We start from the raw sequence: 25,062 nt of genomic DNA on the forward strand, positions 1-25,062 counted from the left end.
CCCAGCCTTTGCCGCCGGGGTGAGTCGCGAACTCGCTCCGGGCGCAGTGCTGTTGCCCGCCGACCGCTGCGGGCACCGTCGACCCCAGGGGCCAACACACCACCATGCGAATCCCGTTCGATCCCCGGCGCAGTAAGCGCAGGACGAATCCCGACGGCACCATGTCGTTGGTCGAGCATCTGCAGGAGCTGCGCCGTCGGCTGCTGGTCTCGATCGCCGCGGTCGTCATCACCACGCTGTTCGGCTTCTTCTGGTACGCGCACACGATCTTCGGTGTCGAAAGTCTCGGCTCGCTGCTGACCGGACCCTACTGTTCCCTGCCCGCCTCGTCGCGAGCCGTGCTCACCACCGACGGCGCCTGCCGTCTGCTGGCGACCGCGCCCTTCGAACAGTTCATGCTGCGGTTGAAGGTCGGTATGACGGCGGGTGTAGTGCTGGCCGCCCCGGTGTGGCTGTATCAGATCTGGGCTTTCATCACGCCCGGTCTGTACGCGAAGGAACGCAAGTACGCGATCGGCTTCGTCACTTGCGGTAGCGCGCTGTTCGCGACCGGTGCCGTCCTCGCGTATTGGGTTGTCGCGCACGCGTTGAGCTTCCTGCTGAATATCGGCAACAACGCGCAGATCACCGCGCTGAGCGGTTCGCAGTACTTCAGCTTCATCATCCAGCTGCTCGTCATCTTCGGTGTCAGCTTCGAAATCCCGCTGCTGGTAGTCGGATTGAATCTGGTCGGGGTGCTGCACTACGACAAGCTCGCCAAGTGGCGGCGCGGAATCGTGTTCGGGCTCTTCGTTTTCGCCGCGATCGTGACCCCGCAGGATCCGTTCTCCATGCTGGCATTGGCGCTGGCCCTCACGGTGCTGTTCGAGGTCGCCATTCAGATCTCCCGGATCAACGACAAGCGACGCGCACGTCGGGAGGCCGAGGAATTGGCGGCACTCTCCGATGAGGAAGCCTCCACGATCTCCGGCCCGGAGCCGATCAACCCGGCCGATTCGATCACGGACCCTCCGGAGAAATCGGCGCGACCTGTGTCGGACTACTCCGATACCCTCTGACCGTGACGTATCACCAGTCGCAGGCGGGCGAGCTGGCAAAGTTCTCCGCCGAGCTGACTTTCGGGTTGGATCCCTTCCAACGCAATGCCTGCAAAGCCCTCGAGGGCGGGCACAGCGTGCTGGTCTGTGCCCCGACCGGCGCGGGTAAGACCGTCGTCGGCGAATTCGCGGTGCACCTCGCGTTGGCAGCGGGCGGAAAGTGTTTCTACACCACCCCGATCAAGGCGCTGTCGAACCAGAAGTTCGCCGATCTGACCGAGCGGCACGGGCGCGACCAGGTCGGACTGCTCACCGGTGACCAGTCGATCAATCCGGACGCGCCGGTGGTCGTGATGACCACCGAGGTGCTGCGCAATATGCTCTACGCCTCCTCGGACGCGCTGCGCGGACTGTCGTATGTGGTGATGGACGAGGTGCACTACCTCGCCGACCGCTTCCGCGGCGCGGTCTGGGAGGAGGTCATCCTGCATCTATCGCCGGATGTGCGGCTGGTCAGCCTGTCCGCGACAGTCAGCAATGCCGAGGAATTCGGCGCGTGGATGGAGACCGTGCGCGGCGATACCGCAGTGGTCGTCGACGAGACCCGCCCGGTGCCGCTGTGGCAGCACGTCATGGTCGGGCGGCGGATGTTCGATCTGTTCGATACCGACTCCAGCGAACAGAAGGTGCTCGTCGACGAGGATCTGGTGCGCTATATACGCCACCGCGAGGCGGCGGACCGGATGAACGGCTGGGGCGGACCGCGCGGTCGCGGTGGGAACCGCAACTTCCGGCCGTTGCCACGGCCGGAGGTACTGGCCAAGCTCGATGATGAAGGGCTGCTGCCCGCGATCACCTTCATCTTCAGCCGGGCCGGATGCGATGGGGCGCTTGCCCAATGCCTGCGTTCGCGACTGGATCTCAGCCGTGACGACGAGACCGAAGAGATCGACGCGATCATCGAGAAGCACACCGGGGATCTGCCGAAGGGCGATCTCGAGGTGCTCGGCTACTGGGAGTGGCGCGAGGCGCTGCATCGCGGCTTGGCCGCGCATCATGCGGGCATGCTGCCCGCCTTTCGGCATACCGTCGAGGAATTGTTCGTGCGCGGTCTGGTGCGGGCCGTATTCGCAACGGAGACACTGGCTTTGGGCATCAATATGCCCGCGCGGACGGTGGTGCTCGAGCGGCTGGTCAAGTACAACGGTGAGTCGCACGCCGAGCTGACGCCGGGGGAGTACACGCAGCTCACGGGTCGGGCCGGGCGGCGCGGGATCGATGTCGAGGGCCATGCGGTGGTGTTGTGGCAGCCCGAGGTCGATACCAGTGCGGTCGCCGGTCTTGCCTCCACCCGGACCTATCCGCTGCGCAGTTCGTTCCGGCCGGGCTACAACATGTCGATCAACCTGATCGATCGGATGGGTGCCGACGAGTCGCGGGCACTGCTCGAGCGGTCTTTCGCGCAGTTCCAGGCCGACCGGTCGGTGGTAGGGCTGGTGCGCGGGATCGAGCGCAATGAGGGGCAGTTGCGCAAATTGCGCGATCAGCTCGGCGGCGAGGACGGCGGCTTCCTGGAATACATTTCCCTGCGCGAGCGGATCAAGCAGCGTGAACGTCAGATCGCGCAGCAGGGTCGGGCTGATCGGCGCGGGGCCGCGGTCGACGCGCTGGTGTCCCTGCGGCGCGGCGATGTGGTGGCCATTCCGTCCGGGCGGCGGGCCGGGCTCGCGGTGATTCTGGAGCCGGATGCCACGCCGGGGGATCCGCGTCCGCTGGTACTGACCGAGGACAAATGGGCGGGGCGGGTATCGGTCGCCGATTTCCCGGTGCCCGCGAAGACCCTTGGGCATATGCGGCTGCCGCGCAAAATCGATCACCGCACGGCACGGACTCGGCGCGATCTGGCGTCGGCATTGCGCAGCACCGGAATATCCGCGCCGGGCCGGTCGCGGCGCGGTGACCGTTCACAGGCGGGCGAGGACCGCGAGCTGTCGACATTGCGGCGCAGTCTGCGTTCGCATCCGGCGCATACCCGGCCCGATCGCGAGCAGATGAGCCGGGTCGGCGAGCGCTACAACCGGCTGCTGCGCGAGACCGAGACGATGCGCCAGAAGGTTGCCGCGACCACTAATTCGCTGGCGCGCACCTTCGACCGGATCCTCGGTCTGCTCGAGGAGCGCGGGTTCGTGGACGTCGGCGAGGTGACGGCCGACGGTCGTCGGCTGGCCAGGATCTACGCCGAAAGCGATCTGCTGGTCGCCGAATGCCTGCGGCAGGGTCTGTGGCGCGGGCTCGGTCCGGCCGAATTGGCCGCGGTGGTTTCCATTCTGGTGTACGAATCCCGCCAGGAGGGTGGCTATCTCGGCGCCACCGGGCCGACCGAACCGGTCCGCCGTGCCGTCGGCGCGACCGTCGGCGTGTGGAGCGAGTTGCGCTCCGATGAGGCGCGACACAAGCTGCCGCCCACCCGCGAACCGGATCTCGGTTTCGTGACAGGTGTTTACAAATGGGCGCGCGGCGATGGGTTGGCCGAGTCGTTGCTGGCCAGCGGTGATCAGAACGCGCCGCTGTCCGCGGGCGATTTCGTGCGGTGGTGCCGACAGGTGATCGATCTGCTCGATCAGATCCATGGAACCGCCGACGATGTGGAGGTCGCGGGGACCGCGGCCAAGGCAGTCCGCGCGATCCGACGGGGTGTCGTAGCCGTGGACGCCGCGTAGCCGATTCGATTGTGATTTGATTTCTTTCGCGTACCGACCGTGGCGGAGGAGTCGGACAGGATCGCACCTCACACCGGATTGGTCCTGTTGTGCGACGAGTCTCACGCGGGGGGCTACCGTGTGTATAACGATGCGAGTGGAGGCAACCAGATGAGCGGCCCGTACGGACCGAACGACGCCCCTGGTCCCGGGGAGGGACGCAACGATCCCACCCAGCAGTGGAGCGGACAACAGGCACCCGGTGCGGCCGGGCCGACCCAGCAGTGGGGTGGTACCCCGCAGGCGCAGCCGACCCAGCAGTGGGGCGATCCGAACGCGCAGCAGCAGCCGTGGGGTCAGCCGAATCCGCAGAGCCAGCCGAGTCAACCGCAGTGGGGGCAGCCGAACCCGCAGAGCCAGCCGAGCCAGCCGCAGTGGGGCCAGCCCCAGCCCAGCCAGCCGAGTCAGCCGCAGTGGGGCCAGCAGCCAGCCCAGCAGGACTGGTCCGCGCAGCAGGGCCAACAGCCCTGGCAGCAGGGCCAGCAGCAGCCGTGGCAGCAGCAGACCCCGCAGCCGAGCAGCGGTGGCAAGAGCAAGGGCCTGTTCATCGGGTTGGGTGTACTCGCGGTCGCCGTCATCGGCGCCATTGTGGTGCTCGTGCTCGTGCTGACCAGCAAGGATCAGCTGGACCAGGCCGCCGTTCAGGACGGCGTCAAGAAGGTGCTCTCGGATTCCTACGGAATCCAGGATGTCGCCGATGTCTCATGCCCCTCCGGCCAGGAGGTCAAGGTCGATGCGACCTTCACCTGTGACCTGAAGGTCAGCGGTGAGCAGAAGAAGGTCACCGTCAAGATCACCAAGGACGACGGAACCTACGAGGTCGGCCGCCCGAACTGACGTTGTTCGGTTGGCAGTTGGCGAGCGGGTGTCGGTGGGGCGACCCCGCTGCTCGTCGTAGGTAGGCGAGCGCATAGACGTAGGCACGGCGACCAGGTTCTGTTTGGGGCAGCTCTGCTCGTGTTAGGCCCGGCTGTTGAGCCGAGCACTGATGCGCAGTGCCTCGTCCGACTCCGTTGCCGGTGGCGGGACTAGAAGAGGGCAGGCAGTGGTGTCGCAGAGGTAGTGAGGGCCTCGCACAGCCTGCAACCTCTGCGAGGTCGTCACTGGCTATGCGAGGCCATTTCTGGGGCTGCGGGGCCCCGTGATCACCGGTGCGCGGTTACGCCGAGTGTGCTGCGGTCAGTGCCGTGATCAGGCGGGTGATGGGGCTTTCCGCGTTGTAGGTGACGGCCAGTTCACGGAGCCGGTCCGGGTCGGCGGGAGTCGTGGGGAGCGGGTCGGGGCGGGACAGTTCCACATCGGCGTCGCAGACCACGCGGGTGACCGGGGCGGCGGCCTTCAGATAGGTCTCGGCGGCGCGGAGTTTGGCGCGAATGCCCTGGGCCAGGTCGGCGGCGGGGTCGTCGACGGCCGCGGTGAGCGCGTCGAGCGAGCCGAAGCGGGAGATGAGCATCGCGGCGGACTTCTCCCCGATACCGGCGACGCCGGGCAGGCCGTCGGAGGAGTCGCCGCGCAGGGTCGCCATATCCGCGTAGGCCGGGCCCGCATTCTCCACTGGCACACCATATTTCGCGGAAACCTCGGCGGGGCCGAACAATTCGGCCTTGGCAAGGCCGCGACCGGCGTAGAGCACGCGCACCGGCGGCGCCGGAGTGTCGCGGACCAGTTGAAGCAGGTCGCGGTCGCCGCTGACGACCACCACCGGATCGGTGCGCTCACGGGTGGCGAGGGTGCCGAGCACGTCGTCGGCCTCGAGTCCGGCCGCGCCGCCGGTGGCGATGCCCGCCGCGGCGAGCACGTCGAGGATCATCTCGACCTGCGGGGTCAGGGTGTCCAGCACGTCCTCGGCGCCGGGTGCCGCGTCGGCGGCGGTGTCGAGACGGTGGGTCTTGTAGGTCGGCACCAGCGCTACTCGGAATGCGGGGCGCCATTCGAGGTCCAGGCAGACGACCAACCGGCTCGGCTTGTGCTTGGTGATGAGCGAGGCGACCATATCGGTGAAGCCGCGCAGCGCGTTCACCGATCGGCCGTCGGGTGCGGTGATCTTCTCCGGAATCGCGTGGAACGCGCGGAACCACAGGCTCGCGCCATCGAGCAAGAGCAGGGGCCCGCCGGAAGTCGCAGTGTTCACGCCGCTGAGGCTACCTGTCCGCAACGACAATCCCGGGTGATCGGTATTCGCATTCGGGTCGATGGCGGTGGCGGGTAACGTCGGGCGGTATGAGCTCGCACACGGAGTCCCGATTCGCGGCGGATGTCTACGGTGATCGACTCGAACGGGCGGTGCAGTTGATGCGCGCCGCTCATCTGGACGCACTATTGATTACGCCTGGGCCGGACCTGCGCTATCTCATCGGCTCGGCGGCGGAGTCCTTCGAGCGACTGACCTGTCTGGTGATCACGGCCGATGGCGCCACCCCGTCGGTGGTGATTCCGAAGCTCGAACTGGCCTCGCTGGAGAGTTCGGCCGTCGGTGAGCTCGGGCTGCAGGTGCTGGATTGGGTCGACGGCGTCGATCCGTACCAGCTCGTGAAGTCGTCGCTGCACGTCGGCTCCCGGGTCGCGGTGACCGATGTCATGCCCGCATTGCATCTGCTGCCGCTGGCCGAATCCGTCAGCGGCCTGCCCACTTCGGCGACGCCGGTGTTGCGGGAACTGCGAATGATCAAGGACCAGGCCGAAATCGAGGCACTGCGCCGCGCGGGCGCGGCCATCGATCGGGTGCATGCGCGGATGGCGGAATTCCTGCGGGTCGGGCGGACCGAGGCCGAGGTCGGCGCGGATATCGCGGCGGCCATCGTCGAGGAGGGACATACCGAGGCGGCCTTCGTCATCGTCGGCAGTGGACCACACGGTGCCGACCCGCATCACGGCGTCTCCGACCGTCGCATCGAAGCCGGAGATGTGGTGGTGATCGATATCGGCGGTCCGGTCGATCCCGGCTACTACTCGGACTCGACCCGCACCTACGTCCTCGGTGAACCCAAGCCCACCGTTGCCGCGCAATTCGGGGAACTGGAGCGCGCCCAAGCCGCCGCGGTCGCCGCCGTCCGTCCCGGTGTCACCGCCGAATCCGTTGATGCGGCCGCCCGAAACCTGTTGACCGAAGCCGGTTTCGGTGCCGCCTTCGTCCACCGCACCGGCCACGGCATCGGCCTCTCGGTCCATGAGGAGCCCTATATCGTCGAAGGAAACAGCCTGGTCCTGGAACCCGGTATGGCCTTCAGCATCGAACCCGGGATCTACTTCCGCGGTGATTGGGGCGCACGCATCGAGGACATCGTGGTGGTGACCGAGAACGGCTGCGAGTCGATGAACCAGCGGCCGCACGGGTTGACAGTGCTCTGAGCTGAGATCCTTGGGAATGCACCGGCGTGCGGCGCGTCTTGGTGGCTGTATGTCCGTCGCGGCGTGGGGCTGATGAGACTGCGAGCTGGGTGCAGAGTGCGCTGCTGGGGTGGCCGTGAGTTGATGTAGCAGCGGCGGCCTGGTGTGACATTTTGCTGAGCTGCGGGGTCGGTCCGGCAACAGCGCTGAGATGCGATGCGTTGGGAGGGAATTGCCAATCGCGGCCGTCCTATTGTTGAGTGCTCTGAGCGGCGCTGGCCAGGGGCGGTTGCCTTGCGGTGTGCGGTGAGTCGATGAACCGGGGGGCGGGATAGTCGGCGAGGCCGTGAGACGGCCAGGGCAGAGCGCGCAGATGCGATGCGTCGCTGGGGAGCCGCCGATGGATGGTTGTCGAGTTGCCGCAGCCGGACCCCGCGAATTCGGGAGGGTGAAGACGCTCCCTGACTGGACGGGTCTGGCCCGCTAGCAGGTGGTGCGTGGGCCGCGGACGTGAATGAGGTTCCCCGCTCGATGGGTCTGCTGCTCGCATGCGCTGCTATAAGCCGTGGGACGGCGAAATGCCTTGGGGTGGAACGACTTGCCAGGCGGGCTTGGCGGTGGGTTCAGGCAGGGGTATGGGCGAGGGTGCTGCTGGAGAGGACGCGCTGGACTTGGATGGCGATGACGACGCGGGTCGGGTTCTCGCGGGGGACTCGGTAGCGGCCCGCGTATCGGTCGACAGCCTCTGCGACGTTCTCCGGATCGTCGAGCACGGTGGCCGGGCCTTCCAAGGTGATCCAACGGATCCCGTCCACCTGGCTCACCGCCGCGTAACCGGAGCGCCGCACATTGCGCACCTTGACCGAGCCGTCGTTGGTGATCACCCGGGCGATCCCGGCTTCCGGATCCCAGGTGAAACCCACCGCGACCACATGGGGCGTGCCATCGGCGCGCAGGGTGGTCAAGGTCGCGAGGTGGCGCTCGGCGACGAATTCGAGTGCGGCGGTGGACAGCTGTGCGGTGCTGGTCGGCATTCCATGACCGTAGCGGTAGGCGGACCGCCCGTCTCCAGCACATACCGAGTCGGCTTCCAGTACCGACTGGTTCGTTCAATATGTGGCGGGGTGCTCGGATATTCTGACCGCGAGATCGACAATCGAGGGGTTCAGGGATGCAGAGCACGGATGTCCAGTTGGCCGCCCGATGGTGGCAGTGGGCCATGTCGATTCCGATCGCCAAGAATCCGGTCTGCGACGAGACCGGAGCCTGCGCGGCCGAAGGTCAGCCCGACGATGTCTGGTTCCTCGCCGGAACATTCGGCGGCAAGGTCGGTCGAAGCTGTTCGGTGCCATACGGTCGCCCGATCTTCTTCCCCGCCTTCAATATGTTCCAGAAGGTCGAAAGATCGTTTTTCCAATTCGGCAGTAGGCCGCCGGTAGTACCGACGGCGAGCGGTCACGCCGAGCTCAACGGCGTCGATTTGCCGCTGCTGGAGGTGACCAACCGCGCCGCATTCCCCATCAACGCGGCAGCTGGGGGCCCATTCCCGGTGACCGGCCGTTTCAAGGCGACCGCCTGGGGACTCTGGTGCAGGCTCGACGACCTGATTCGCGGCGACTACATCCTCACCTTCGGCGGGGAATACGAGCCGGGTGGCTTCTGGGTCGAGGCCTCCTACCAGCTCGAGATCGTCTGACCTGGCGGATCGGCATATCGGGGCGGGATGAAAGACTGGCGGCATGGGATCGCGTGGAATTGCCGAAGGCCCGGTGCTGGTACTCGGGGGCCGCAGTGAGATCGGGCTCGAGGTGGCGCGGCGGCTGGCGCCGGGGCGAGTGGTGATCCTCGCGGCCCGGCGCAGCGCAGAGTTGACGCGGGAGAGTGCGGCGGTTGCGGAGGCCGGGGCGACGGCAGTGCATTCCGTCGAGTTCGATGCGGACGATACGGCGAGTCATCCCGCGCTGCTGGAGAAAATCGCGGCCGAATACGGGGGCATCGGGGTCGCGGTGGTCGCATTCGGAGTGATCGGGGACCAGGCGCGGGCCGAACGTGATCCGGCCCATGCGATCGCGGTGGTGCACACCGATTACGTAGCGCAGGTCAGCGTGCTCACCATTCTCGCGAATCTGCTTCGCGCACAGGGCAGCGGCCAGCTCGTCGTATTCAGTTCGTTCGCGGGCGCGCGGGTGCGGCGGGCCAACTATGTCTATGGTTCGGCGAAGGCGGGCCTCGACGGATTCGCCAGCGGTCTCGCGGATGCGTTGCACGGCAGCGGTGTTCACCTGCTGTTGCTGCGTTGCGGGTTCGTCATCGGCCGGATGACCGAGGGTATGGACCCGGCCCCGATGTCCAGCACCCCGGACCAGGTGGCGGAGGCGGTCGTGCGCGGTTTGCGTCGCGGTGCCGGTCGGGTCTGGGTTCCCGGCATTCTGCGTCCGGTCATCTTCGCGATCCGCCTACTGCCCCAATCCATCTGGCGTCGGATGCCGCGGTGACGGCAGCTTGGAGTGGGCCGCCGATCGTCGTAGTCGGTATCGGCGCCGACGGGTGGGGCGGGCTCGGCGAGGCCGCACGCGAAGCGATCTCGCAGGCCGAGCTGGTATTCGGGTCGACGCGGCAACTCGAACTGATTCCGCGCGACATTACGGTGGCGCGGCGGGAGTGGCCTTCGCCCTTGGTGCCCGCACTGCCCGGATTGTTCGCCGACGGCACCGGTCGGCAGATATGCGTGCTGGCCAGCGGAGATCCGATGTTCTACGGCATCGGGGTGACATTGGCGCGGCTGTTCGGGGCGGAGCACCTGCGGGTATTTCCGCAGGCATCCTCGGCATCGTTGGCATGTGCCCGGCTGGGGTGGGCGTTGGCGGAAACTCCGGTGGTGAGTGCGGTGGGGCGGCCGGTGGAGACGGTGTTGCCCGAGTTGGCGGACCGGCGGCGGGTGCTGGTGCTCAGCGCGGACGAGCACACCCCGGGACGGCTCGCGGAACTGTTGCGGGACAATGGTTTCGGGGAGTCGACGTTGACGGTGCTGGCGCAGTTGGGCGGCCCGGGCGAACGGGTCGTGCGCGATCGCGCGGCCAGGTGGGACCGTGCGGCCGGTGATCCACTCAATATCGTCGCGATCGACTGCGTCGCCGATCCGAAACACCTGCGCGCGACCCGCGTACCCGGACTGCCGGATGAACTCTTCGGCGGTGACGGTCAACTCACCAAATCCGAGGTCCGGGCATTGACACTGGCCGCGCTTGCACCCGCGCCCGGGGAATTGCTGTGGGATGTCGGCGGGGGTTCGGGCAGTATCGCGATCGAATGGTGCCGCACACATCCGAGCTGCCGGGCGGTCAGCTTCGAGCGGCTCGAACACCGGCGGCGGCAGATCGCCGACAACGCCGCCGCCCTTGGTGTTCCATACATCGATGTGTTCGGAGAGATACGCACCGACATCGGAAAATCTACCGAATCGGCGCCTCCGGACGCAATATTTATCGGTGGCGGGCTCACCCAGGATGGCGTGCTCGAGACATGCTGGTCGCATCTACGCCAGGGCGGCCGATTGGTGGCGAATGCCGTGACGGCGGAATCCGAAGCACTGCTACTGAGTTGGGCTGCCACACACGGCGGTGAACTGCGGAAGTTTCAGATTTACCGGGCCGAAGCGCTCGGCAAATTCACCACTTGGCGGCCGCAATTGCCGGTCACCCAGTTGGCTGTTGTGAAATGCGGCTCTGTCTGAAAATCGCGCTTCGCGGGTGCAACCGGCGGTAGGGTCGGTGCCCGAGATCCGGCCGTAACCGCCGGATCCCTGTCCTCTTGGGGAGATTTATGAAGTACAAGAAGTTCGCCGCCACCGCGATGATGGCCGTTGCCGCCACCGTTATTGCGGCGGGTACGTCCGGCGCGGCACCCGCTCCGGCCGTGCAGAACCGGACCGCGTCCGCCGTGCATGGTGCGGGCGACGGTCTGAACTACGCGGTGCAACTGGTCGACAAGTCGATCGTCGCGGCTGTCACCGGCGGCGCGTTCAGTCTGGATGCCGACCAGAAGTACGTCACCGTACAGAACGCCGAAGGCGCGGTCGTCACCTCGATTCCACTGAAGGCACAGGTTGGTGACCAGTTGATCCCGATCGCGGCCACCATCGACGCCGCGGGGCAACAGCTGACGCTGACACCGGAGGTCGAGCCGACCGCCGCACTCAGTGCCGAGGCGATCTCCTCGCAGGAGTGGTTCTTCAGCGAACTGCAGCGCGCCTCGCTCGGCGCGCTGATCGGCGGCATCATCGGATTCTTCTTCTTCGGCATCGGTCTGCCCGTTGGTGCGCTGATCGGCCTGCTCATCGCTGGCGGTCCGAACCTGATCAATGCGGGCATCGCCTACTTCAGTGGGCAGCCCTGAAAACGCTGATTCTGGGCGGCACCCGGGAAGCCAGGGAAATCGCCCATATCGCTTCCGGCGAGCGAGGATTCGATGTCGTCTCCTCGCTCGCCGGTCGTGTTCGCGACCCGCTGCTGCCGGAGGGGCCGGTTCGGATCGGCGGTTTCGGGGGCATCGAAGGTCTGCGGAAGTGGTTGGCGGATAACGAGATAACGGTCGTCATCGATGCCACACATCCGTTCGCGGGCACGATGAGTGCGAATGCGGCCGGTGCCGCAACGGATCTCGGTCTACCGCTACTGCATGTGCGGCGGCCGGGATGGTCCGAACAGCCGGGCGATCGGTGGATCCGGGTGCCCGATCTCGACGCGGCCGCGCAGGAGGTTTCGGAGCTGGGGGAGCGCGTCTTCCTGACGATCGGCCGCCAAGGTGTCGCCGCCTTCGCGGGCCTGACGCAGCAGTGGTTTCTGATCCGTGCCATCGATCCGCCCACCGGCGCGCTACCGCCGCACCACGAATTGATCCTCGCGCGTGGACCTTTCTCGCCCGCGGATGAGCAGCGTCTGCTAGCGCGGCACCGGATCGACGTGCTGGTCACCAAGGACAGCGGCGGCGATCAAACCGCCGCCAAGCTCGACGCCGCTCGCTCGGCGGGCCTTCCCGTGGTCGTTGTCGATCGTCCGGTGCTGCCGCTGGGCGCGGAAGTCGTCGAATCCGTTGCCGAAGCGTGGAAGTGGTTGCGGGATATCGCATCCGGCGATTCGTAGTCGACCGGGCGTCGTCGGTTCGGGTCTGCATCCGAGCTGTGGTCAGCGGCCGAGAATTTCCGGCAGGCGGTCGAACCAGGCGAGTACGGTGCGCTCGTAGCCGATGCCGAATTCGAGCGTGGCGCGTTGAAACGGGGACATGTCGGTGTGGTCGTCGGTGAGGTAGCGATCGAGGCGCTGCTGGTGAATTGCCTTGTTGGCGGCGATGATTCGATCGAGATGATCGGGATCGACGTGCTTGCCGAAGGACAGGGTCAACAGTAGCGGCACCCGAATGGTCTCCGCGCCCGGATCGCGGGCGATCCATTCGAGGAACGCTTCGCGACCGGCGTCGGTGATCTGATATGGTGTGCGCTCACGCGCCCCGGTCTCACCCTTTTCGACGAGTCCGGACGCGTCCATGGCGGCCAGTTCCCGGTAGACCTGGCTTTGGGTAATGGTCCAGAAGTCGCCGATCCGATCCTGGGCCTGGGTCACCAGATCCCAGCCCGACATCGGACCGTCGTGCAGAAATCCGAGCAGCGAGGCCGCCGTGGAATTCAGCGATTTGCGTTGTGTCGAGGTGTTCGCCAACCGACTGCTCCTTCCCTGTCAACGTTCCATAGTGGAATGTTATACGCCGGACTCGCCTATCGCGAGGTCGAGGAACGCATTCTGACCGGCGCGTTGCCTGGTGGTGAGTTGATCAGCGCGGAAACGAATCCACGTCGCGGGATGCCGATCGGCATCCCCGACGAAGCTGCGGTCAGGCGCTCTTCGGTCGATAGTGCAGCTCGGTAACTCCGCATTCGAATCCGGTGGCGGCGACGAGGTCGAGTCGGGCGGTGCCGCGGAAGACCGGCAGGCCCGCTCCGATCGCGGTCGGGTTGACGAACAGGTGCAGGTCGTCGATGAGGCCCTCGGCGATTAGATTCGCGACGAGGGTGGCGCCGCCGTAGGCGATGATGTCGCCACCCGGCAGGGCCTTGAGGTTGTCGATGGTCTCGACGAGGTCGCCGCCCGCGACGACGGTGTTCTCCCAGGGCGATTCGGTCAGACTGTTGGAGATCACGACCTTGGGCGTGTTGTTCATCTTGTCGATGGCCACCTGGGGCTCGTGTTCGGGCTTGGAGGCCCAGTGCGGAATGAAGCCCTCGGCGAGTTTGCGGCCGAGCACGATGGTGTCGAATTCGGCGGTGATGGCGGAGATGCGGGCGGCGAGGTCATCGGACCACGGGAATGTCATCCAGTCCATCTCGCCGTTCGGGCCGGACATGTAGCCGTCGATGGTGGCCTGGACCTGGAGTTTGAGCTTGCGCATCTGGTTGCCTTTCCGGATTCAACGCTGGTAGCGGCGCGAAGTGTAAACCCTGGCGCCCTGCTCGGACTCGATTACCGCGGTGGTGGAGGCGCCGATGATCAGCAGCGTGCGCATATCGACCTCGGCCGGATCCAATTCGGCGAGGGTCACCACACGGACGGATTCGGTGGGTCCGCCGACATCACGACCGAATACCACGGGGGTGTCGGGCTTGCGATGTTCGAGCAGCACGTCACGCATCGCCGCAACCTGCCAGGTGCGCTGGCTGGACGCCGGGTTGTAGATCGCGATCGCCATATCGGCCGCGGCGACCGCCGAAAGCCGTTGCGCGACAATGTCCCACGGCTTGAGCCGGTCCGAGAGCGAAATCATCGCGTAGTCGTGGCCGAGCGGCGCGCCGACCCGGCTGGCCACGGCATTGGCCGCGGTGAGTCCGGGCAGTACCCGCACCGGCACCCCTTGCCACTGCGGATCGGCGGATTCCTCGAGAACCGCGGCCGCCATCGCGAAAACCCCGGGATCACCGGAGGAGACGACAACCACCTTGGCGCCGTGCTTCGCGAGATCCAATGCCATGGCGGCACGTTCGGATTCCACCCGGTTGTCGCTGGCATGCCTGCGCTGCCCCGGATGCGACGGCACCCGGTTGATGTAGGTCGTGTAGCCGACCAGATCAGTGGCCTCGGCGAGTGCGCGTTCGACCTCGGGTGTCGTCCAGTCGGGCGAGCCGGGGCCTAGCCCGACGACTACGACTTCGCCGGGGGAGACGAGTGTGTGGTCCACCGCGGACTCTCCACTGGCATTCGACCCGGCGTTCGGGATCGGGGTGGTTGTCGTGTCGACGGCGGACTGCTGGTTTTTCGACGAATTCGCGAGGGGGAGCGTGGTTGTCGGTTGGGGCCCAGGGACGAGGGTGATCGCGAAGTACGGGACGTCCGCGTCATCGACATCGTCGGCGGGGAGCACACGCTCACGGGTACTGCTCGCGCGTTCGACGTAGTAGGCGTCGGCGAGGCGACCGGAATCCGAGAGGGCTTGGCGCACACCGGGATAGGTGCGACCGAGCTTCATGATGGCGGCCGCGTCGGTATCGCGGAGGCGGCGGGTGAGTTCGTCGGTTGGCATGGTGCCCGGTAGGACGGTGAGCACCTGCTCGCCCTCGACGAGCGGTGTACCGAGGGCGGCCGAGGCCGCGCTCACCGAGGTGATGCCGGGGATGATCTCGGCCTCGAACCGGTCGGCCAATCGGCGGTGCATATGCATGTACGAGCTGTAGAACAGCGGGTCGCCCGCGGCGAGCAGCGCGACGGACCGGCCCGCCGCCAGATGGGTTGCCAGGCGTTCGGCGGCCTGTTCGTAGAACTCGTCGATGGCGCCCTGATAGCCGCCGGGATGGTCGGTCGTCTCGGTGGTCACCGGGTAGATCAGGTGTTCTTCGAGTTGGCCCGCGTGCATGTACGGTGCGGCGATGCCGCGCGAGATGCTGCGGCCGTGGCGTGCGCTGTGGAAGGCGATGACATCGGCCTCGGCGATCACCCGCGCCGCCTTCACCGTCACCAGCTCCGGATCACCGGGGCCGAGTCCGACGCCCCACAACTTGCCGTTGCTCATTCCTGTTCGCTCGCAATCGCATTCAGTGCCGACGCGGTAATGGCGCTGCCACCGCGCCGCCCACGCACCGTCAGATATTCGACCCCGCCGAATTCGATCAGCGCGTCCTTGGATTCGGCGGCGCCGACGAAGCCGACCGGAATACCGAGGATGGCGGCAGGTCGCGGCGCACCCGCCTCGATCATGTCGAGCAGATGGAACAGCGCGGTCGGTGCGTTCCCGATGGCGACCACCGCGCCCTCGAGCCGATCACGCCATAACTCCAGCGCCGCCGCCGACCGCGTATTGCCCATTGCCGCAGCCATTTCCGGCACCCGCGGATCGCCGAGCGTGCAGATCACGTCATTGTCGGCAGGCAACCGCTTGCGCGTCACCCCGGAAGCAACCATCTGCGCATCACAGAGAATAGGAGCCCCCGCACGCAGCGCATCCCGCGCCGCCGCCACCACCCCGTCCGAAAATGCCACCTCCCCCGCCAGATCCACCTGCCCACACCCATGAATCATCCGCACCACAACCTGCGCCACATCCAGCGGGAACCGACCCAGATCCGCCTCCGCCCGAATCATCGCAAACGACCGCCGATAAATCTCGGCCCCATCAGTGACATAAACGGACATGCCCTAAACCATATGAGCCCTCCCTCCCCACCCTCGGCGCGGGTCGAGAATGCGGGGATGGCGGCAAACATCGAGAGAGCGCCTGCCTGAATGCATTCTCGGCGGGTCAGGTTCTGGGGCGTTCGAGGATTCGGGACATGACTATGGAGCTGCGGGTCCGGCCTACTCGGGTGTTCTCGCGGATGCGTTCTACGGTGGATTCGATTTCGGCCATGTCGGTGGCCATGACGTGGACCAGGGCGTCGGCTTCGCCTGCGATGGTCCAGACGCCGACTACCTGGGGGATCGGTTCGAGGCTGCGGCGGAGTTCGGTGGGAGTGATGTTGTCGCGGTAGTAGACCTCGACGTAGGCCTCAGTGGTCCAGCCGAGTGCGGCGGGGTTGACCAGTGCGGTGAAGCCGGTGATCTGGCGGCTGGCGACCATCTTGTCGACGCGTCGCTTCACTGCGGGCGCGGACAATCCGACCTTCGCGCCGATCTCCTGGAACGAGGCGCGTGCAGATTTGAGCAGATGCGCCAGGATCTGCCGGTCGATGTCATCCACGCCACACCCACTCTCAATCGGCGCAATGATTCTCTGTATCTGGTCACTCATGCGCAATGAATCGTTGTTTCTGGCGCAATACTAGGCGAATTACCTTCGTGTCAGCGAATGATCCGCGCCTACCTCCGGGAGACACGTTGACCTCTGTAGCCACCCTCCGATTCGAGCCCGGGCGGCAGCCATCGCCACGCCGGTTCGTGATGTGCCGTCCGGATCACTTCGACGTCTGCTACTCGATCAATCCGTGGATGAATCCCCAGGAACCGGTCGATCGCGCGCTGGCGCTGTCGCAATGGGAGACGCTGCGTGCCACATTCGAGCACTACGGCCATCGCATCGATGTGGTGCCGGGCGAGCCCGGACTGCCCGATATGGTTTTCGCCGCGAATAGTGGCCTGATCGTGGGCGATCGGGCGATGTCTGCGCGGTTCACCCATGCCGAGCGGGCCGATGAGGGTCCGGCGTATCATCGCTGGTTCGCGCAGCAGGGGCTGGTGGAGTTGGTCGGGGCGCAGGAAATCAATGAGGGCGAAGGTGATTTCCTGCTCGTCGGTGAGCGCATGCTGGCCGCGACCGGATTCCGGAGTTCGATTGCCGCGCACCGTGAGGTGCAGCGATACTTCGATCTGCCGGTGGTTTCACTCGAACTGGTCGATCCGCGCTTCTATCACCTGGATACGGCGCTGATGGTCCTCGATGACACGAATGTGGCGTATTTCGCGCCCGCGTTCAGTGCCGCGAGTCAGGCGAAACTGGCCGAGCTCTATCCGGACGCCATCCTCGCCACCGATGCCGATGCCGTGGTTCTCGGGCTAAACGGCGTTTCCGATGGGCTGAATGTTTTCATCAGCAGTCGGGCCGACAATCTGGCTTCGGAGTTGCGTGCGCAGGATTACAACCCAGTGGGCGTCGATCTGTCGGAGTTGTTGAAGGCCGGTGGTGGGGTGAAGTGCTGCACCTTGGAGATCCACGATGATCCGCGGAGTGCGCCGACCGCTGTTGCTTCGTAAGCGCGTTGGTCGTCGGAACGGGAGGTTGGTGCGCCATGTTCCTGATCGGTCGCTCGCGGCGTGGAGTTCATCCGGTAGCAAACCAAGACGGCGTCGGTTTGCGGACGGCGGCGCAACACGGTCGCCTGTGACCGCTGCGCAGACGTCAACCGATGCGGTAACCGTTTTCGGTGGCGACGATGTCGGTGACCGGGCCGCGGGGGCGGCCGCAGCGGCGTTCGCAGCCGGACCAGTGCTGACGACCTGCGACCGTGACATCGTCGGCGCTGTGCACTTCGATGGTCGCGCCGAGATCTGCTGCGCCGCTGGTATCGCTCGGTTCGGTGGGCGGCAGTACGCGACCGGATTCGACGGCGGCCGTCGCGTCCGCGCGTACATCGGTGAGCGCCTTCGCGCAGCCGGGCCGTCCCGCGCAGGCGCTGACCTGGAGCCAGGGGGAGTTGGCGTCGAAGATCAAGCCCATGGGGGCGAGTACGCGGACGACCTGTTCGGCGGGCCATTCGTCTAGATCGGTGATTACCAGGCTGCGCCATGGGGTGATGAAGATGGGGCGTTCGACGGCTGCGATGAACTCGGCGATGCGGGCGGGCAGGGACCCGAGGCGAACGGCCGCGCCCAGGCTGACCAGACCATTGTCCTGGTCGAGCCAGCCGATCGGAATGTCATGGGAGGCACCGAATTCCAGGCGTTCCGGGCCGGGGGCCAGGCCGAGGATATCGATCACTCGCCGCACACCGTCGGCGACTTCGCGCAATCGCCATTGACCCGCTGCGAGATCGAGGAAGGCGTGCGCGGCGGCCAGCATTACTTGGACCGCGTCGGCCGCGGATACGCGGATGCCGGAATCACCACCGGCCAGCACGAGCGCGAATTCGGCTGTGTCCGTGGCGTGTACGCCGATATCACCACCGAGGCCGCTGATGTCGCCGCGACCGTCGTCGAGGGTGAACAGCACGCGCCCGGGCAATTCGGCCAACCGCGGTGCGGCGCGCAAACCCGCGTCGAGCGCCGGAACGAGCGCATGTGCGTCCGCCAAGCCGCCGATCCGACCCGACAGCGGCGAGGCGACAATATTGCGCACCCGCTCATGCGTATCGCTCGGCAACAGCCCGGCACCCGCCAACCGCTCACTCAGCGCGGCCGCATCACGCACCTGCCGCAACTGCACATTGCCCCGCGAGGTCAGCTCGATATTCCCATCGCCGAGCTCGGCGGCCGCCTCGGCCAGAACCTGCAACTGCCCAGGCTCCAGCCGCCCACCGGGCAGCCGAATTCGAGCCAACGGCCCATCGGCCGCCTGATGCAGCCGCAGCACACCGGGGCAGGAATCAGCATTCGTACGCGTCATGACCTGTCCAGCCTACGACGCACCTGGCCCCCAACCGGCGGCACCTGCGACGCATGACCGCCGTCAATGCCGGGCCGCGCAACTGTTGATGGCGGTGATGCGTGATCGTCGATGGCAGTGATGCTTGGTCGGCGTGAGCGCCGGGCCGTGAATCCGGCGATGGTGGCCCGACTTGGCGGCCGACGGCCCCGGCCGCGAATCAGACGCTGCCTCGCACGAACGCGCGGGAGCGTCCGGTCGATGGCGACCGACCGGTCGGCGTAGACCACCGCCCGCCACTAAGGTTGGCGGAATGAGTGAAATCTCCACCGTTGCCGACCGACTCGCCATCATCGACGTCGTCACCAGGATGTTCGTCTACACCGATCAGAAGCGCTGGGATGACCTGCTCGCGGAGGTATTCACGCCGAAAGTCGACTTCGATGGTGGCTTCGGTGGCGAGGTGGCGGTGCGACCCGCGGCCGATATCGTCGGCGATTGGCGCACGGGCCTCGCCGACCTCGACGGTGTCCATCATCAGTCGGGCAACTACCTGGTCGATCTGCAGGGCGAGCACGCCGAAGTCCACGCCGACGCCATCGCGGTGCACGTGAAGAACGATGCGTCCCAAGGCAAGACGCGCACCTTCGTCGGCAGCTACAGCATCGGGGCCGAACGCACCGCCGCGGGCTGGCGTGTCGACAAATTCCACTACCACCTCAAGGTGATCGACGGAAACGCCGACCTGACCTGACCGCGGGGCACTTACCTGTCGGCAAGTGGCGTGGGGTGGCGGGCTAGCATCTGGGTTGCTCGGCGGGCGATGAGGAAACCGGTGGAACTCCGGTGCGGTCGCGCCACTGTCGAAAGCCAGACCCTCTCCGGCGAGCACCGTTACCGATGGGCGCGTCACCCCGAGGAAGGCTGCCACCTGTGATTTTGCTGCTGTCGACGTCCGACACCGATCTATTGAGCGCCCGTGCGAGCGGTGCGGAATACCGGTGGGGAAATCCGGCTCGGCTGTTGGTCGACGACCTGCCCGCACTGCTCGACGGCATCGATCTGGTGATCGTGCGGATCCTCGGTGGCAAGCGCGCCTGGGAGGACGGGCTCGCCGCTGTGCGCGCCAGCGGTGTGCCGATGGTGGCGCTCGGCGGTGAGGTCGCCCCCGACGCTGAGCTGATGGAATGCTCGACGGTGCCCGGTGGTGTGGCCGCCGACGCGCACAACTACCTCGCCGCCGGTGGTGCGGAAAACCTCCGTCAACTGCACAACTTCCTCTCGGATACGGTGCTGCTCACCGGCCACGGCTTCGAACCGCCGGTGCAGCTGCCGAGTTGGGGTGAGTTGGAGCGCTCGTCGAGCACAACGGCCGAGCAACTGCCGACAGTGGCCGTAATCTATTACCGCGCACAGCATCTCGCCGGAAACACCGCCTACATCGATGCCTTGTGCACGGCAATCGAAAACGCGGGCGCGAAAGCTCTGCCGTTGTACTGCGCCTCGCTGCGCACCGCCGAACCGGAACTCCTCGACACCTTGCGCACCGCAGACGCACTGGTGGTAACCGTGCTCGCGGCGGGCGGCACCAAGCCCGCCAACGCATCGGCCGGTGGCGACGACGAGGCCTGGGATGTCGCCGCGCTCGCCGAACTCGATGTGCCGATCCTGCAGGGCCTGTGCCTCACCAGCGGCCGCGCCCAATGGGAGGCCAACGATGATGGACTTTCCCCACTGGACGTCGCCACTCAGGTCGCCGTCCCGGAATTCGACGGCCGCATTATCACGGTTCCGTTCTCCTTCAAGGAATTCGACGCTGACGGACTGTCCACCTACGTGCCCGATCCCGAGCGCGCGGCCCGGGTCGCCGGTATCGCGGTCCGGCACGCGCGGCTGCGCCACATCCCGGCCGACCGGCGCCGCATCGCCATCATGATGTCGGCCTACCCGACAAAGCATGCCCGTATCGGCAATGCCGTCGGCTTGGACACACCCGCCAGCGCGATCCGGCTGCTGACCGAGATGCGCTCGGCCGGTTACGATCTCGGCGACGAAGGCGAGGTCCCTGGCCTCGCCGAACGCGACGGAGACGCGCTGATCCACGCGTTGATCGCCGCGGGCGGTCAGGATCCGGACTGGCTCACCGCCGAACAGCTCGAAGGCAACCCGATCCGCATCGGCGCCGATCAGTACACCCGCTGGTTCGATACCCTGCCCGAGGATCTGCGCGAAGCAGTGATCGAGGCATGGGGACCGCCGCCCGGCGAACTCTATGTCGACCGATCCGCCGACCCGAAGGGCGAAATCGTCATCGCCGCATTGCGTTTCGGCAATATCGTGCTGATGGTGCAGCCGCCGCGCGGCTTCGGCGAGAACCCGGTCGCCATCTACCACGACCCGGATCTGCCGCCCAGCCATCACTACCTCGCCGCCTATCGCTGGATCGCCGCGCCGGACGGATTCGCCGCCGACGCCATGGTGCACCTCGGCAAGCACGGCAATCTGGAATGGCTGCCCGGCAAGACCCTCGGCATGTCCGCCTCCTGCGGCACCGACGCCGCCCTCGGTGAGCTGCCGCTGATCTATCCATTCCTGGTCAACGACCCGGGCGAGGGCACCCAGGCCAAGCGCCGTGCGCACGCCACCCTCGTCGATCACCTCATCCCGCCCATGGCCCGCGCCGAAAGCTACGGTGATATCTCGCGTTTGGAGCAGTTGCTCGACGAACACGCCAATATCTCCACCCTCGACCCGGCCAAACTGCCCGCCATCCGCCAGCAGATCTGGACGCTCATGCGTGCGGCGAAAATGGACCACGACCTCGGCCTGGCCGAACGCCCCGACGAGGATGTCTTCGACGATATGCTGCTGCATGTCGACGGCTGGCTGTGCGAGATCAAGGATGTGCAGATCCGCGACGGTCTGCACGTTCTCGGGCAGGCGCCTGCGGGGGAGACCGAACTCGACTTGGTTCTCGCCATGCTGCGCGCTCGTCAGCTGTGGGGTGGTGAGCGGAATGTGCCGGGTCTGCGGGAAGCCTTGGGGCTGAACGAATCCGGTACCGAGGTGCGCGAACGCGTCGATGCGGTGGAGGCCCAGGCGCGTGAGTTGCTCGCCGCACTGCAAGCTGCCGACTGGTCCGTGGACGCTGTCGACGGAATTGTCGACGCACTGCACGCATCCGAGGCCGAGCCGACGTTCGCCGCCGTGCGAACAGTGCTGCGCTTCGCGGCGACCGAAGTCGTGCCCCGCCTGCGCAAGACCGGCATCGAGATCGACCGGATCCTGCACGCGCTCAACGGTGGTTTCATCCCGGCTGGGCCGAGCGGATCTCCATTGCGCGGCCTGATCAATGTGCTGCCGACCGGTCGGAATTTCTACTCGGTCGACCCGAAAGCGGTTCCGTCCCGACTGGCCTGGGAAACCGGGCAGGCGATGGCGGATTCTCTGCTCGATCGGTACAAGGCCGATCACGGTGAATATCCGCGCTCGGTCGGGCTGTCGGTGTGGGGCACTTCCGCCATGCGCACCTCCGGCGACGACATCGCGGAAGTCCTTGCGCTGCTGGGTGTTCGCCCGGTCTGGGATGAGGCGAGCCGCCGCGTCACCACCCTGGAGGTGATATCGCTCGCGGAACTGGGCCGCCCGCGCATCGACGTCACGGTCCGCATCAGCGGCTTCTTCCGTGACGCCTTCCCGCATGTGCTCGCACTGCTCGATGACGCGGTCCGGCTGGTCGCCGATCTCGACGAGCCCGCCGAGTCGAATTACGTTCGCGCCCACGCCCAGAACGACCTGGCCGAACACGGCGACAAACGTCGCGCCACCACCCGCATCTTCGGCTCGAAACCCGGCACCTACGGCGCGGGACTGCTGCAATTGATCGACTCCAAGAGCTGGCGCACCGACGACGACCTCGCGCAGGTATACACCGCGTGGGGCGGCTTCGCCTATGGTCGCGACCTCGACGGCGCACCCGCCGCCGACGATATGCGCACCGCGTATCGACGGATCACGGTAGCCGCCAAGAACACCGACACCCGCGAACACGATATCGCCGACTCCGACGACTACTTCCAGTACCACGGCGGCATGGTCGCCACCGTGCGCGCGCTGACCGGCAAGAATCCCGAGGCCTACATCGGCGACAGCACCCGCCCCGACGCCGTGCGCACCCGCACGCTCTCGGAGGAGACCTCGCGCGTCTTCCGTGCCCGAGTGGTGAATCCGCGCTGGCTCGAGGCGATGCGCCGCCACGGCTACAAGGGTGCCTTCGAGATGGCCGCGACCGTCGACTATCTGTTCGGCTACGACGCCACCGCCAACGTGGTGGCCGACTGGATGTACGAAAAGCTCGCGGAGAGTTACATTTTCGATGACGTGAACCGCAAGTTCATGGAGCAGTCCAACCCGTGGGCGCTGCACGGCATTGCCGAGCGGCTGCTGGAGGCAGCGCAACGGGAGTTGTGGCAACATCCGGAGCAGGCAACACTGGACCGGTTGCGGCAGATCTACCTCGAGACAGAGGGCGAACTGGAATAGCCGAAAAATCAATACCCCAGTTCCTTGGGTATTTCCAATTATTTGATCTTGCAACATAATTCGATTTTCTGATTTCCGCGACGCCGAGTGTGCCGAGGGCGCATGATGATTGATGTCCGATGTCCGTTTCTCGGGAACATCTATCGAATCGGCTGGATGATTGGAAATCATTATGAAGATCAAAAAGTTGGTAGCCACAACGGTTTTGACCGTCGCCGCGACAGGTATCACCGCGGCCACCGCCTACGGCTCGCCCGAAGTATCGTCGGAAACAGTTCTCAACGGTGTGGATCACGGCATCCAATACACCGCGGCGGTGGCGACGGACCGCTCCGATGCCACCATCACGCTGGCCTCGGGTAAGTTCGTTCTGACGCCCGATGCTGGCATCACGGTGCTCGCGCCCGACGGTTCCGTGGTCGCCACCGTGCCGACCACACTGCAGACGGTGGCAGGTCAGGTGGTGCAGGTCACGCCCGAAGTCGATGCCGCGGCAACGACATTGACATTGACGCCGGTCAACGCTCCCGCACCGCAATCGGCCCCGCTGCAGTTCATCGGTGATGCGGGCACCACCGTCGCGGGTGTGTTGATCGGATGCGCCGTCGGCGCGCTGATCGGGCTGCTGTTCTTTATCGTCGGATTCCTGCCCGGATGTGTCATCGGCGGAATCATCGGCGGTATCGCGGGCGCCAATCAGTAATGAGGTAATCGAGCTGTTTGGCCAACCCTCGAACGGGTACTCCCGGCCGGGCTTTCGAATTATCGGCCCGACCGGGGTTGCCGCTCACCGTATTTCAGGACATTTCAATTCTCGCCCGCCGCTTTACGAAACCGTTCGGCAGTCGCGCGGAGGTGTGCGGCGAGTTCGGGTGCGTCCAGGACTTCGAAATCGGCATCGAGCAGTCCGAGATACAACGTCAACATATGCGGCGTGTCCGAACCCACTTGGATCACACAGTGATCCGGACCATCGGATTCGATCGTGACGGCGGCGGGCAGCCGCGTACGCACAGCGGTAGCCGGGGCCGCAACCCGCACCCTGGCCCGGTAGCGCCATGTCGCCGCACCGACGCCGCGCTGTATCCGTTCGGCCACTTCGGTTTCCGGAACGCTGCGCGGGGTGAAGCGCGCACCGTTCGGTGTCCGCGGCGTCATCCGGTCGACCCGGAAGGTGCGCCAGTCCGCGCGCGCCACGTCCCACGCCACCAGATACCAGCGCCCGTTCCAATGCGCGAGCCGATGCGGTTCCACCTCGCGCCGCTGCGGCGGTCGTTGTTCGATCGCGTCCGAATGGGTTTCGTAGTCGAACCGCAGCCGCTCGCTGGCCCGAATCGCTGTGGCGACGGCGGTGAGCACTCCCGCGTCCACATTCGACTGACCCGGATGCGGCACATGCACGGTGGCGGCCGTCAGCGCCCGCACCCGGTGCCGCAGCCGCGACGGCAGCACCTGCTCCAGCTTGGCCAGCGCACGCACCGAGGTCTCCTCGATCCCGGTCACCGCCCCGTTGGCCGCGGTCGTCAGCCCGACCGCCACCGCGACGGCCTCTTCGTCATCCAAAAGCAATGGCGGCAGCGAAGACCCGGCCCCCAACCGATACCCACCCGTCACCCCCGGCGTCGCATCCACCGGATACCCGAGCCTGCGCAAGCGCTCGATATCCGTACGAATCGTGCGCGTCGAAACCCCTAGCCGCTCAGCCAACGCGGGCCCGGTCCAATCCCTATGCATCTGCAGCAACGACAACAACCGCAACAACCGCGCCGAAGTCTCCAACATTGTTCGATGATCCCAGCAATCGCGGAACAAAGCCTTCCGCGTTCGCGAAACAAACAAATACC

The 25,062-nt window shown here is 66.1% G+C and carries 22 protein-coding genes; 13 read left to right on the forward strand and 9 right to left on the reverse strand.

Going from position 1 to position 25,062, the window contains the following annotated elements; genetic code table 11:
- Positions 1–104: 104 nt before the first annotated feature.
- From tatC to NA5_RS26895, 3 genes are all read left to right on the forward strand, one after another.
- On the forward strand, positions 105–1,058 hold the full coding sequence (tatC, locus tag NA5_RS26885) for a twin-arginine translocase subunit TatC (RefSeq protein WP_062990878.1): 954 nt from the start codon (positions 105–107) through the stop codon (positions 1,056–1,058).
- The gene (locus NA5_RS26890; protein WP_062990880.1) at positions 1,055–3,757 is read left to right on the forward strand and encodes a DEAD/DEAH box helicase; all 2,703 of its coding nucleotides are present in this window, start codon (positions 1,055–1,057) and stop codon (positions 3,755–3,757) included. The genes tatC and NA5_RS26890 overlap by 4 nt, the downstream gene beginning before the upstream one ends.
- Positions 3,758–3,907: 150 nt before the next feature.
- On the forward strand, positions 3,908–4,633 hold the full coding sequence (locus NA5_RS26895) for a DUF4333 domain-containing protein (protein WP_062990987.1): 726 nt from the start codon (positions 3,908–3,910) through the stop codon (positions 4,631–4,633).
- 322 nt (positions 4,634–4,955) lie between these two features.
- Here the strand turns inward: NA5_RS26895 and NA5_RS26900 are convergent, their stop codons facing one another.
- Positions 4,956–5,927, reverse strand: coding sequence for a 5'-3' exonuclease (locus NA5_RS26900; RefSeq protein WP_062990882.1), 972 nt, complete (start codon positions 5,925–5,927; stop codon positions 4,956–4,958).
- Positions 5,928–6,016: 89 nt separating this feature from the next.
- Here NA5_RS26900 and NA5_RS26905 point away from each other — a divergent pair, with 89 nt between their 5' ends.
- Positions 6,017–7,144, forward strand: coding sequence for a M24 family metallopeptidase (locus NA5_RS26905; protein WP_062990884.1), 1,128 nt, complete (start codon positions 6,017–6,019; stop codon positions 7,142–7,144).
- Positions 7,145–7,746: 602 nt separating this feature from the next.
- Here NA5_RS26905 and NA5_RS26910 read toward each other — a convergent pair.
- Complete coding sequence (locus tag NA5_RS26910) at positions 7,747–8,157, reverse strand: PPOX class F420-dependent oxidoreductase (RefSeq protein ID WP_062990886.1); 411 nt, start codon at positions 8,155–8,157, stop codon at positions 7,747–7,749.
- 137 nt (positions 8,158–8,294) lie between these two features.
- Between NA5_RS26910 and NA5_RS26915 the strand changes: the two genes are divergently transcribed.
- The 5 genes from NA5_RS26915 to NA5_RS26935 all read left to right on the forward strand — a co-directional run bounded on the left by NA5_RS26915 (position 8,295) and on the right by NA5_RS26935 (position 12,264).
- Positions 8,295–8,819 carry a hypothetical protein gene (locus NA5_RS26915; RefSeq protein WP_062990888.1) on the forward strand — a complete coding sequence of 175 codons (525 nt, stop codon included), beginning with the start codon at positions 8,295–8,297 and terminating at the stop codon, positions 8,817–8,819.
- A gap of 43 nt (positions 8,820–8,862) precedes the next feature.
- The gene (dprE2, locus tag NA5_RS26920; RefSeq protein WP_062990989.1) at positions 8,863–9,618 is read left to right on the forward strand and encodes a decaprenylphospho-beta-D-erythro-pentofuranosid-2-ulose 2-reductase; all 756 of its coding nucleotides are present in this window, start codon (positions 8,863–8,865) and stop codon (positions 9,616–9,618) included.
- Positions 9,597–10,856 (forward strand): bifunctional cobalt-precorrin-7 (C(5))-methyltransferase/cobalt-precorrin-6B (C(15))-methyltransferase, encoded by a 1,260-nt coding sequence (locus NA5_RS26925; RefSeq protein WP_062990991.1) that lies wholly within the window; start codon positions 9,597–9,599, stop codon positions 10,854–10,856. The genes dprE2 and NA5_RS26925 overlap by 22 nt, the downstream gene beginning before the upstream one ends.
- Before the next feature lie 89 nt (positions 10,857–10,945).
- Entirely contained in the window at positions 10,946–11,518 is a 573-nt protein-coding gene (locus NA5_RS26930) for a DUF8020 domain-containing protein (RefSeq protein WP_062990890.1), read from the forward strand.
- Positions 11,515–12,264: a cobalt-precorrin-6A reductase gene (locus tag NA5_RS26935; protein ID WP_062990993.1), complete on the forward strand. Its 750-nt coding sequence runs from the start codon at positions 11,515–11,517 to the stop codon at positions 12,262–12,264. Before NA5_RS26930 ends, NA5_RS26935 begins: the two co-directional genes overlap by 4 nt.
- 42 nt (positions 12,265–12,306) lie before the next feature.
- Here the strand turns inward: NA5_RS26935 and NA5_RS26940 are convergent, their stop codons facing one another.
- The 5 genes from NA5_RS26940 to NA5_RS26960 all read right to left on the reverse strand — a co-directional run bounded on the left by NA5_RS26940 (position 12,307) and on the right by NA5_RS26960 (position 16,339).
- Positions 12,307–12,837, reverse strand: coding sequence for a PadR family transcriptional regulator (locus NA5_RS26940; RefSeq protein ID WP_062990892.1), 531 nt, complete (start codon positions 12,835–12,837; stop codon positions 12,307–12,309).
- A 172-nt stretch (positions 12,838–13,009) separates the two neighbouring features.
- Positions 13,010–13,564, reverse strand: coding sequence for a dihydrofolate reductase family protein (locus NA5_RS26945; RefSeq protein WP_062990894.1), 555 nt, complete (start codon positions 13,562–13,564; stop codon positions 13,010–13,012).
- An 18-nt stretch (positions 13,565–13,582) separates the two neighbouring features.
- The gene (cobJ, locus tag NA5_RS26950; protein ID WP_062990896.1) at positions 13,583–15,175 is read right to left on the reverse strand and encodes a precorrin-3B C(17)-methyltransferase; all 1,593 of its coding nucleotides are present in this window, start codon (positions 15,173–15,175) and stop codon (positions 13,583–13,585) included.
- Positions 15,172–15,795: a precorrin-8X methylmutase gene (locus NA5_RS26955; protein WP_062990898.1), complete on the reverse strand. Its 624-nt coding sequence runs from the start codon at positions 15,793–15,795 to the stop codon at positions 15,172–15,174. The genes cobJ and NA5_RS26955 overlap by 4 nt, the downstream gene beginning before the upstream one ends.
- Positions 15,796–15,901: 106 nt before the next feature.
- Positions 15,902–16,339 (reverse strand): Lrp/AsnC family transcriptional regulator, encoded by a 438-nt coding sequence (locus tag NA5_RS26960; RefSeq protein ID WP_062990899.1) that lies wholly within the window; start codon positions 16,337–16,339, stop codon positions 15,902–15,904.
- 137 nt (positions 16,340–16,476) lie between these two features.
- Here NA5_RS26960 and ddaH point away from each other — a divergent pair, with 137 nt between their 5' ends.
- Positions 16,477–17,349: a dimethylargininase gene (gene ddaH, locus NA5_RS26965; RefSeq protein ID WP_245672416.1), complete on the forward strand. Its 873-nt coding sequence runs from the start codon at positions 16,477–16,479 to the stop codon at positions 17,347–17,349.
- Positions 17,350–17,494: 145 nt separating this feature from the next.
- On the opposite strand, the gene cobG is transcribed toward ddaH, so the two are convergent.
- Positions 17,495–18,697, reverse strand: coding sequence for a precorrin-3B synthase (gene cobG, locus NA5_RS26970; protein WP_062990903.1), 1,203 nt, complete (start codon positions 18,695–18,697; stop codon positions 17,495–17,497).
- Positions 18,698–18,989: 292 nt separating this feature from the next.
- Here cobG and NA5_RS26975 point away from each other — a divergent pair, with 292 nt between their 5' ends.
- The 3 genes from NA5_RS26975 (at position 18,990) to NA5_RS26985 (ending at position 23,921) form a co-directional block, all read left to right on the forward strand.
- Complete coding sequence (locus tag NA5_RS26975; protein ID WP_062990905.1) at positions 18,990–19,430, forward strand: nuclear transport factor 2 family protein; 441 nt, start codon at positions 18,990–18,992, stop codon at positions 19,428–19,430.
- Between the two features lie 179 nt (positions 19,431–19,609).
- Positions 19,610–23,218, forward strand: a complete 3,609-nt coding sequence (cobN, locus tag NA5_RS26980; RefSeq protein ID WP_062990907.1) for a cobaltochelatase subunit CobN — start codon at positions 19,610–19,612, stop codon at positions 23,216–23,218.
- A 172-nt stretch (positions 23,219–23,390) separates the two neighbouring features.
- A complete protein-coding gene (locus NA5_RS26985) occupies positions 23,391–23,921 on the forward strand; it encodes a DUF8020 domain-containing protein (protein ID WP_062990909.1) in 531 nt (176 codons plus the stop codon).
- A gap of 104 nt (positions 23,922–24,025) precedes the next feature.
- Here the strand turns inward: NA5_RS26985 and NA5_RS26990 are convergent, their stop codons facing one another.
- A complete protein-coding gene (locus tag NA5_RS26990) occupies positions 24,026–25,000 on the reverse strand; it encodes a helix-turn-helix transcriptional regulator (protein WP_062990911.1) in 975 nt (324 codons plus the stop codon).
- Between the last annotated feature and the right edge of the window lie 62 nt (positions 25,001–25,062).

Origin of the sequence: Nocardia anaemiae NBRC 100462 (genome assembly GCF_001612725.1) — a bacterium.
GTDB lineage: Bacteria > Actinomycetota > Actinomycetes > Mycobacteriales > Mycobacteriaceae > Nocardia > Nocardia anaemiae.

Bases quoted from the DNA above. Each gene is read 5' to 3' on its own strand.
- NA5_RS26895 (WP_062990987.1), top strand. From the start codon at position 3,908: ATGAGCGGCCCGTACGGACCGAACGACGCCCCTGGTCCCGGGGAGGGA.
- NA5_RS26955 (WP_062990898.1), bottom strand. From the start codon at position 15,795: ATGTCCGTTTATGTCACTGATGGGGCCGAGATTTATCGGCGGTCGTTT.
- cobJ (WP_062990896.1), bottom strand. From the start codon at position 15,175: ATGAGCAACGGCAAGTTGTGGGGCGTCGGACTCGGCCCCGGTGATCCG.
- NA5_RS26975 (WP_062990905.1), top strand. From the start codon at position 18,990: ATGAGTGAAATCTCCACCGTTGCCGACCGACTCGCCATCATCGACGTC.
- NA5_RS26990 (WP_062990911.1), bottom strand. From the start codon at position 25,000: ATGTTGGAGACTTCGGCGCGGTTGTTGCGGTTGTTGTCGTTGCTGCAG.
- NA5_RS26910 (WP_062990886.1), bottom strand. From the start codon at position 8,157: ATGCCGACCAGCACCGCACAGCTGTCCACCGCCGCACTCGAATTCGTC.
- NA5_RS26930 (WP_062990890.1), top strand. From the start codon at position 10,946: ATGAAGTACAAGAAGTTCGCCGCCACCGCGATGATGGCCGTTGCCGCC.
- tatC (WP_062990878.1), top strand. From the start codon at position 105: ATGCGAATCCCGTTCGATCCCCGGCGCAGTAAGCGCAGGACGAATCCC.
- NA5_RS26915 (WP_062990888.1), top strand. From the start codon at position 8,295: ATGCAGAGCACGGATGTCCAGTTGGCCGCCCGATGGTGGCAGTGGGCC.
- cobG (WP_062990903.1), bottom strand. From the start codon at position 18,697: ATGACGCGTACGAATGCTGATTCCTGCCCCGGTGTGCTGCGGCTGCAT.
- NA5_RS26985 (WP_062990909.1), top strand. From the start codon at position 23,391: ATGAAGATCAAAAAGTTGGTAGCCACAACGGTTTTGACCGTCGCCGCG.
- NA5_RS26905 (WP_062990884.1), top strand. From the start codon at position 6,017: ATGAGCTCGCACACGGAGTCCCGATTCGCGGCGGATGTCTACGGTGAT.
- NA5_RS26945 (WP_062990894.1), bottom strand. From the start codon at position 13,564: ATGCGCAAGCTCAAACTCCAGGTCCAGGCCACCATCGACGGCTACATG.
- dprE2 (WP_062990989.1), top strand. From the start codon at position 8,863: ATGGGATCGCGTGGAATTGCCGAAGGCCCGGTGCTGGTACTCGGGGGC.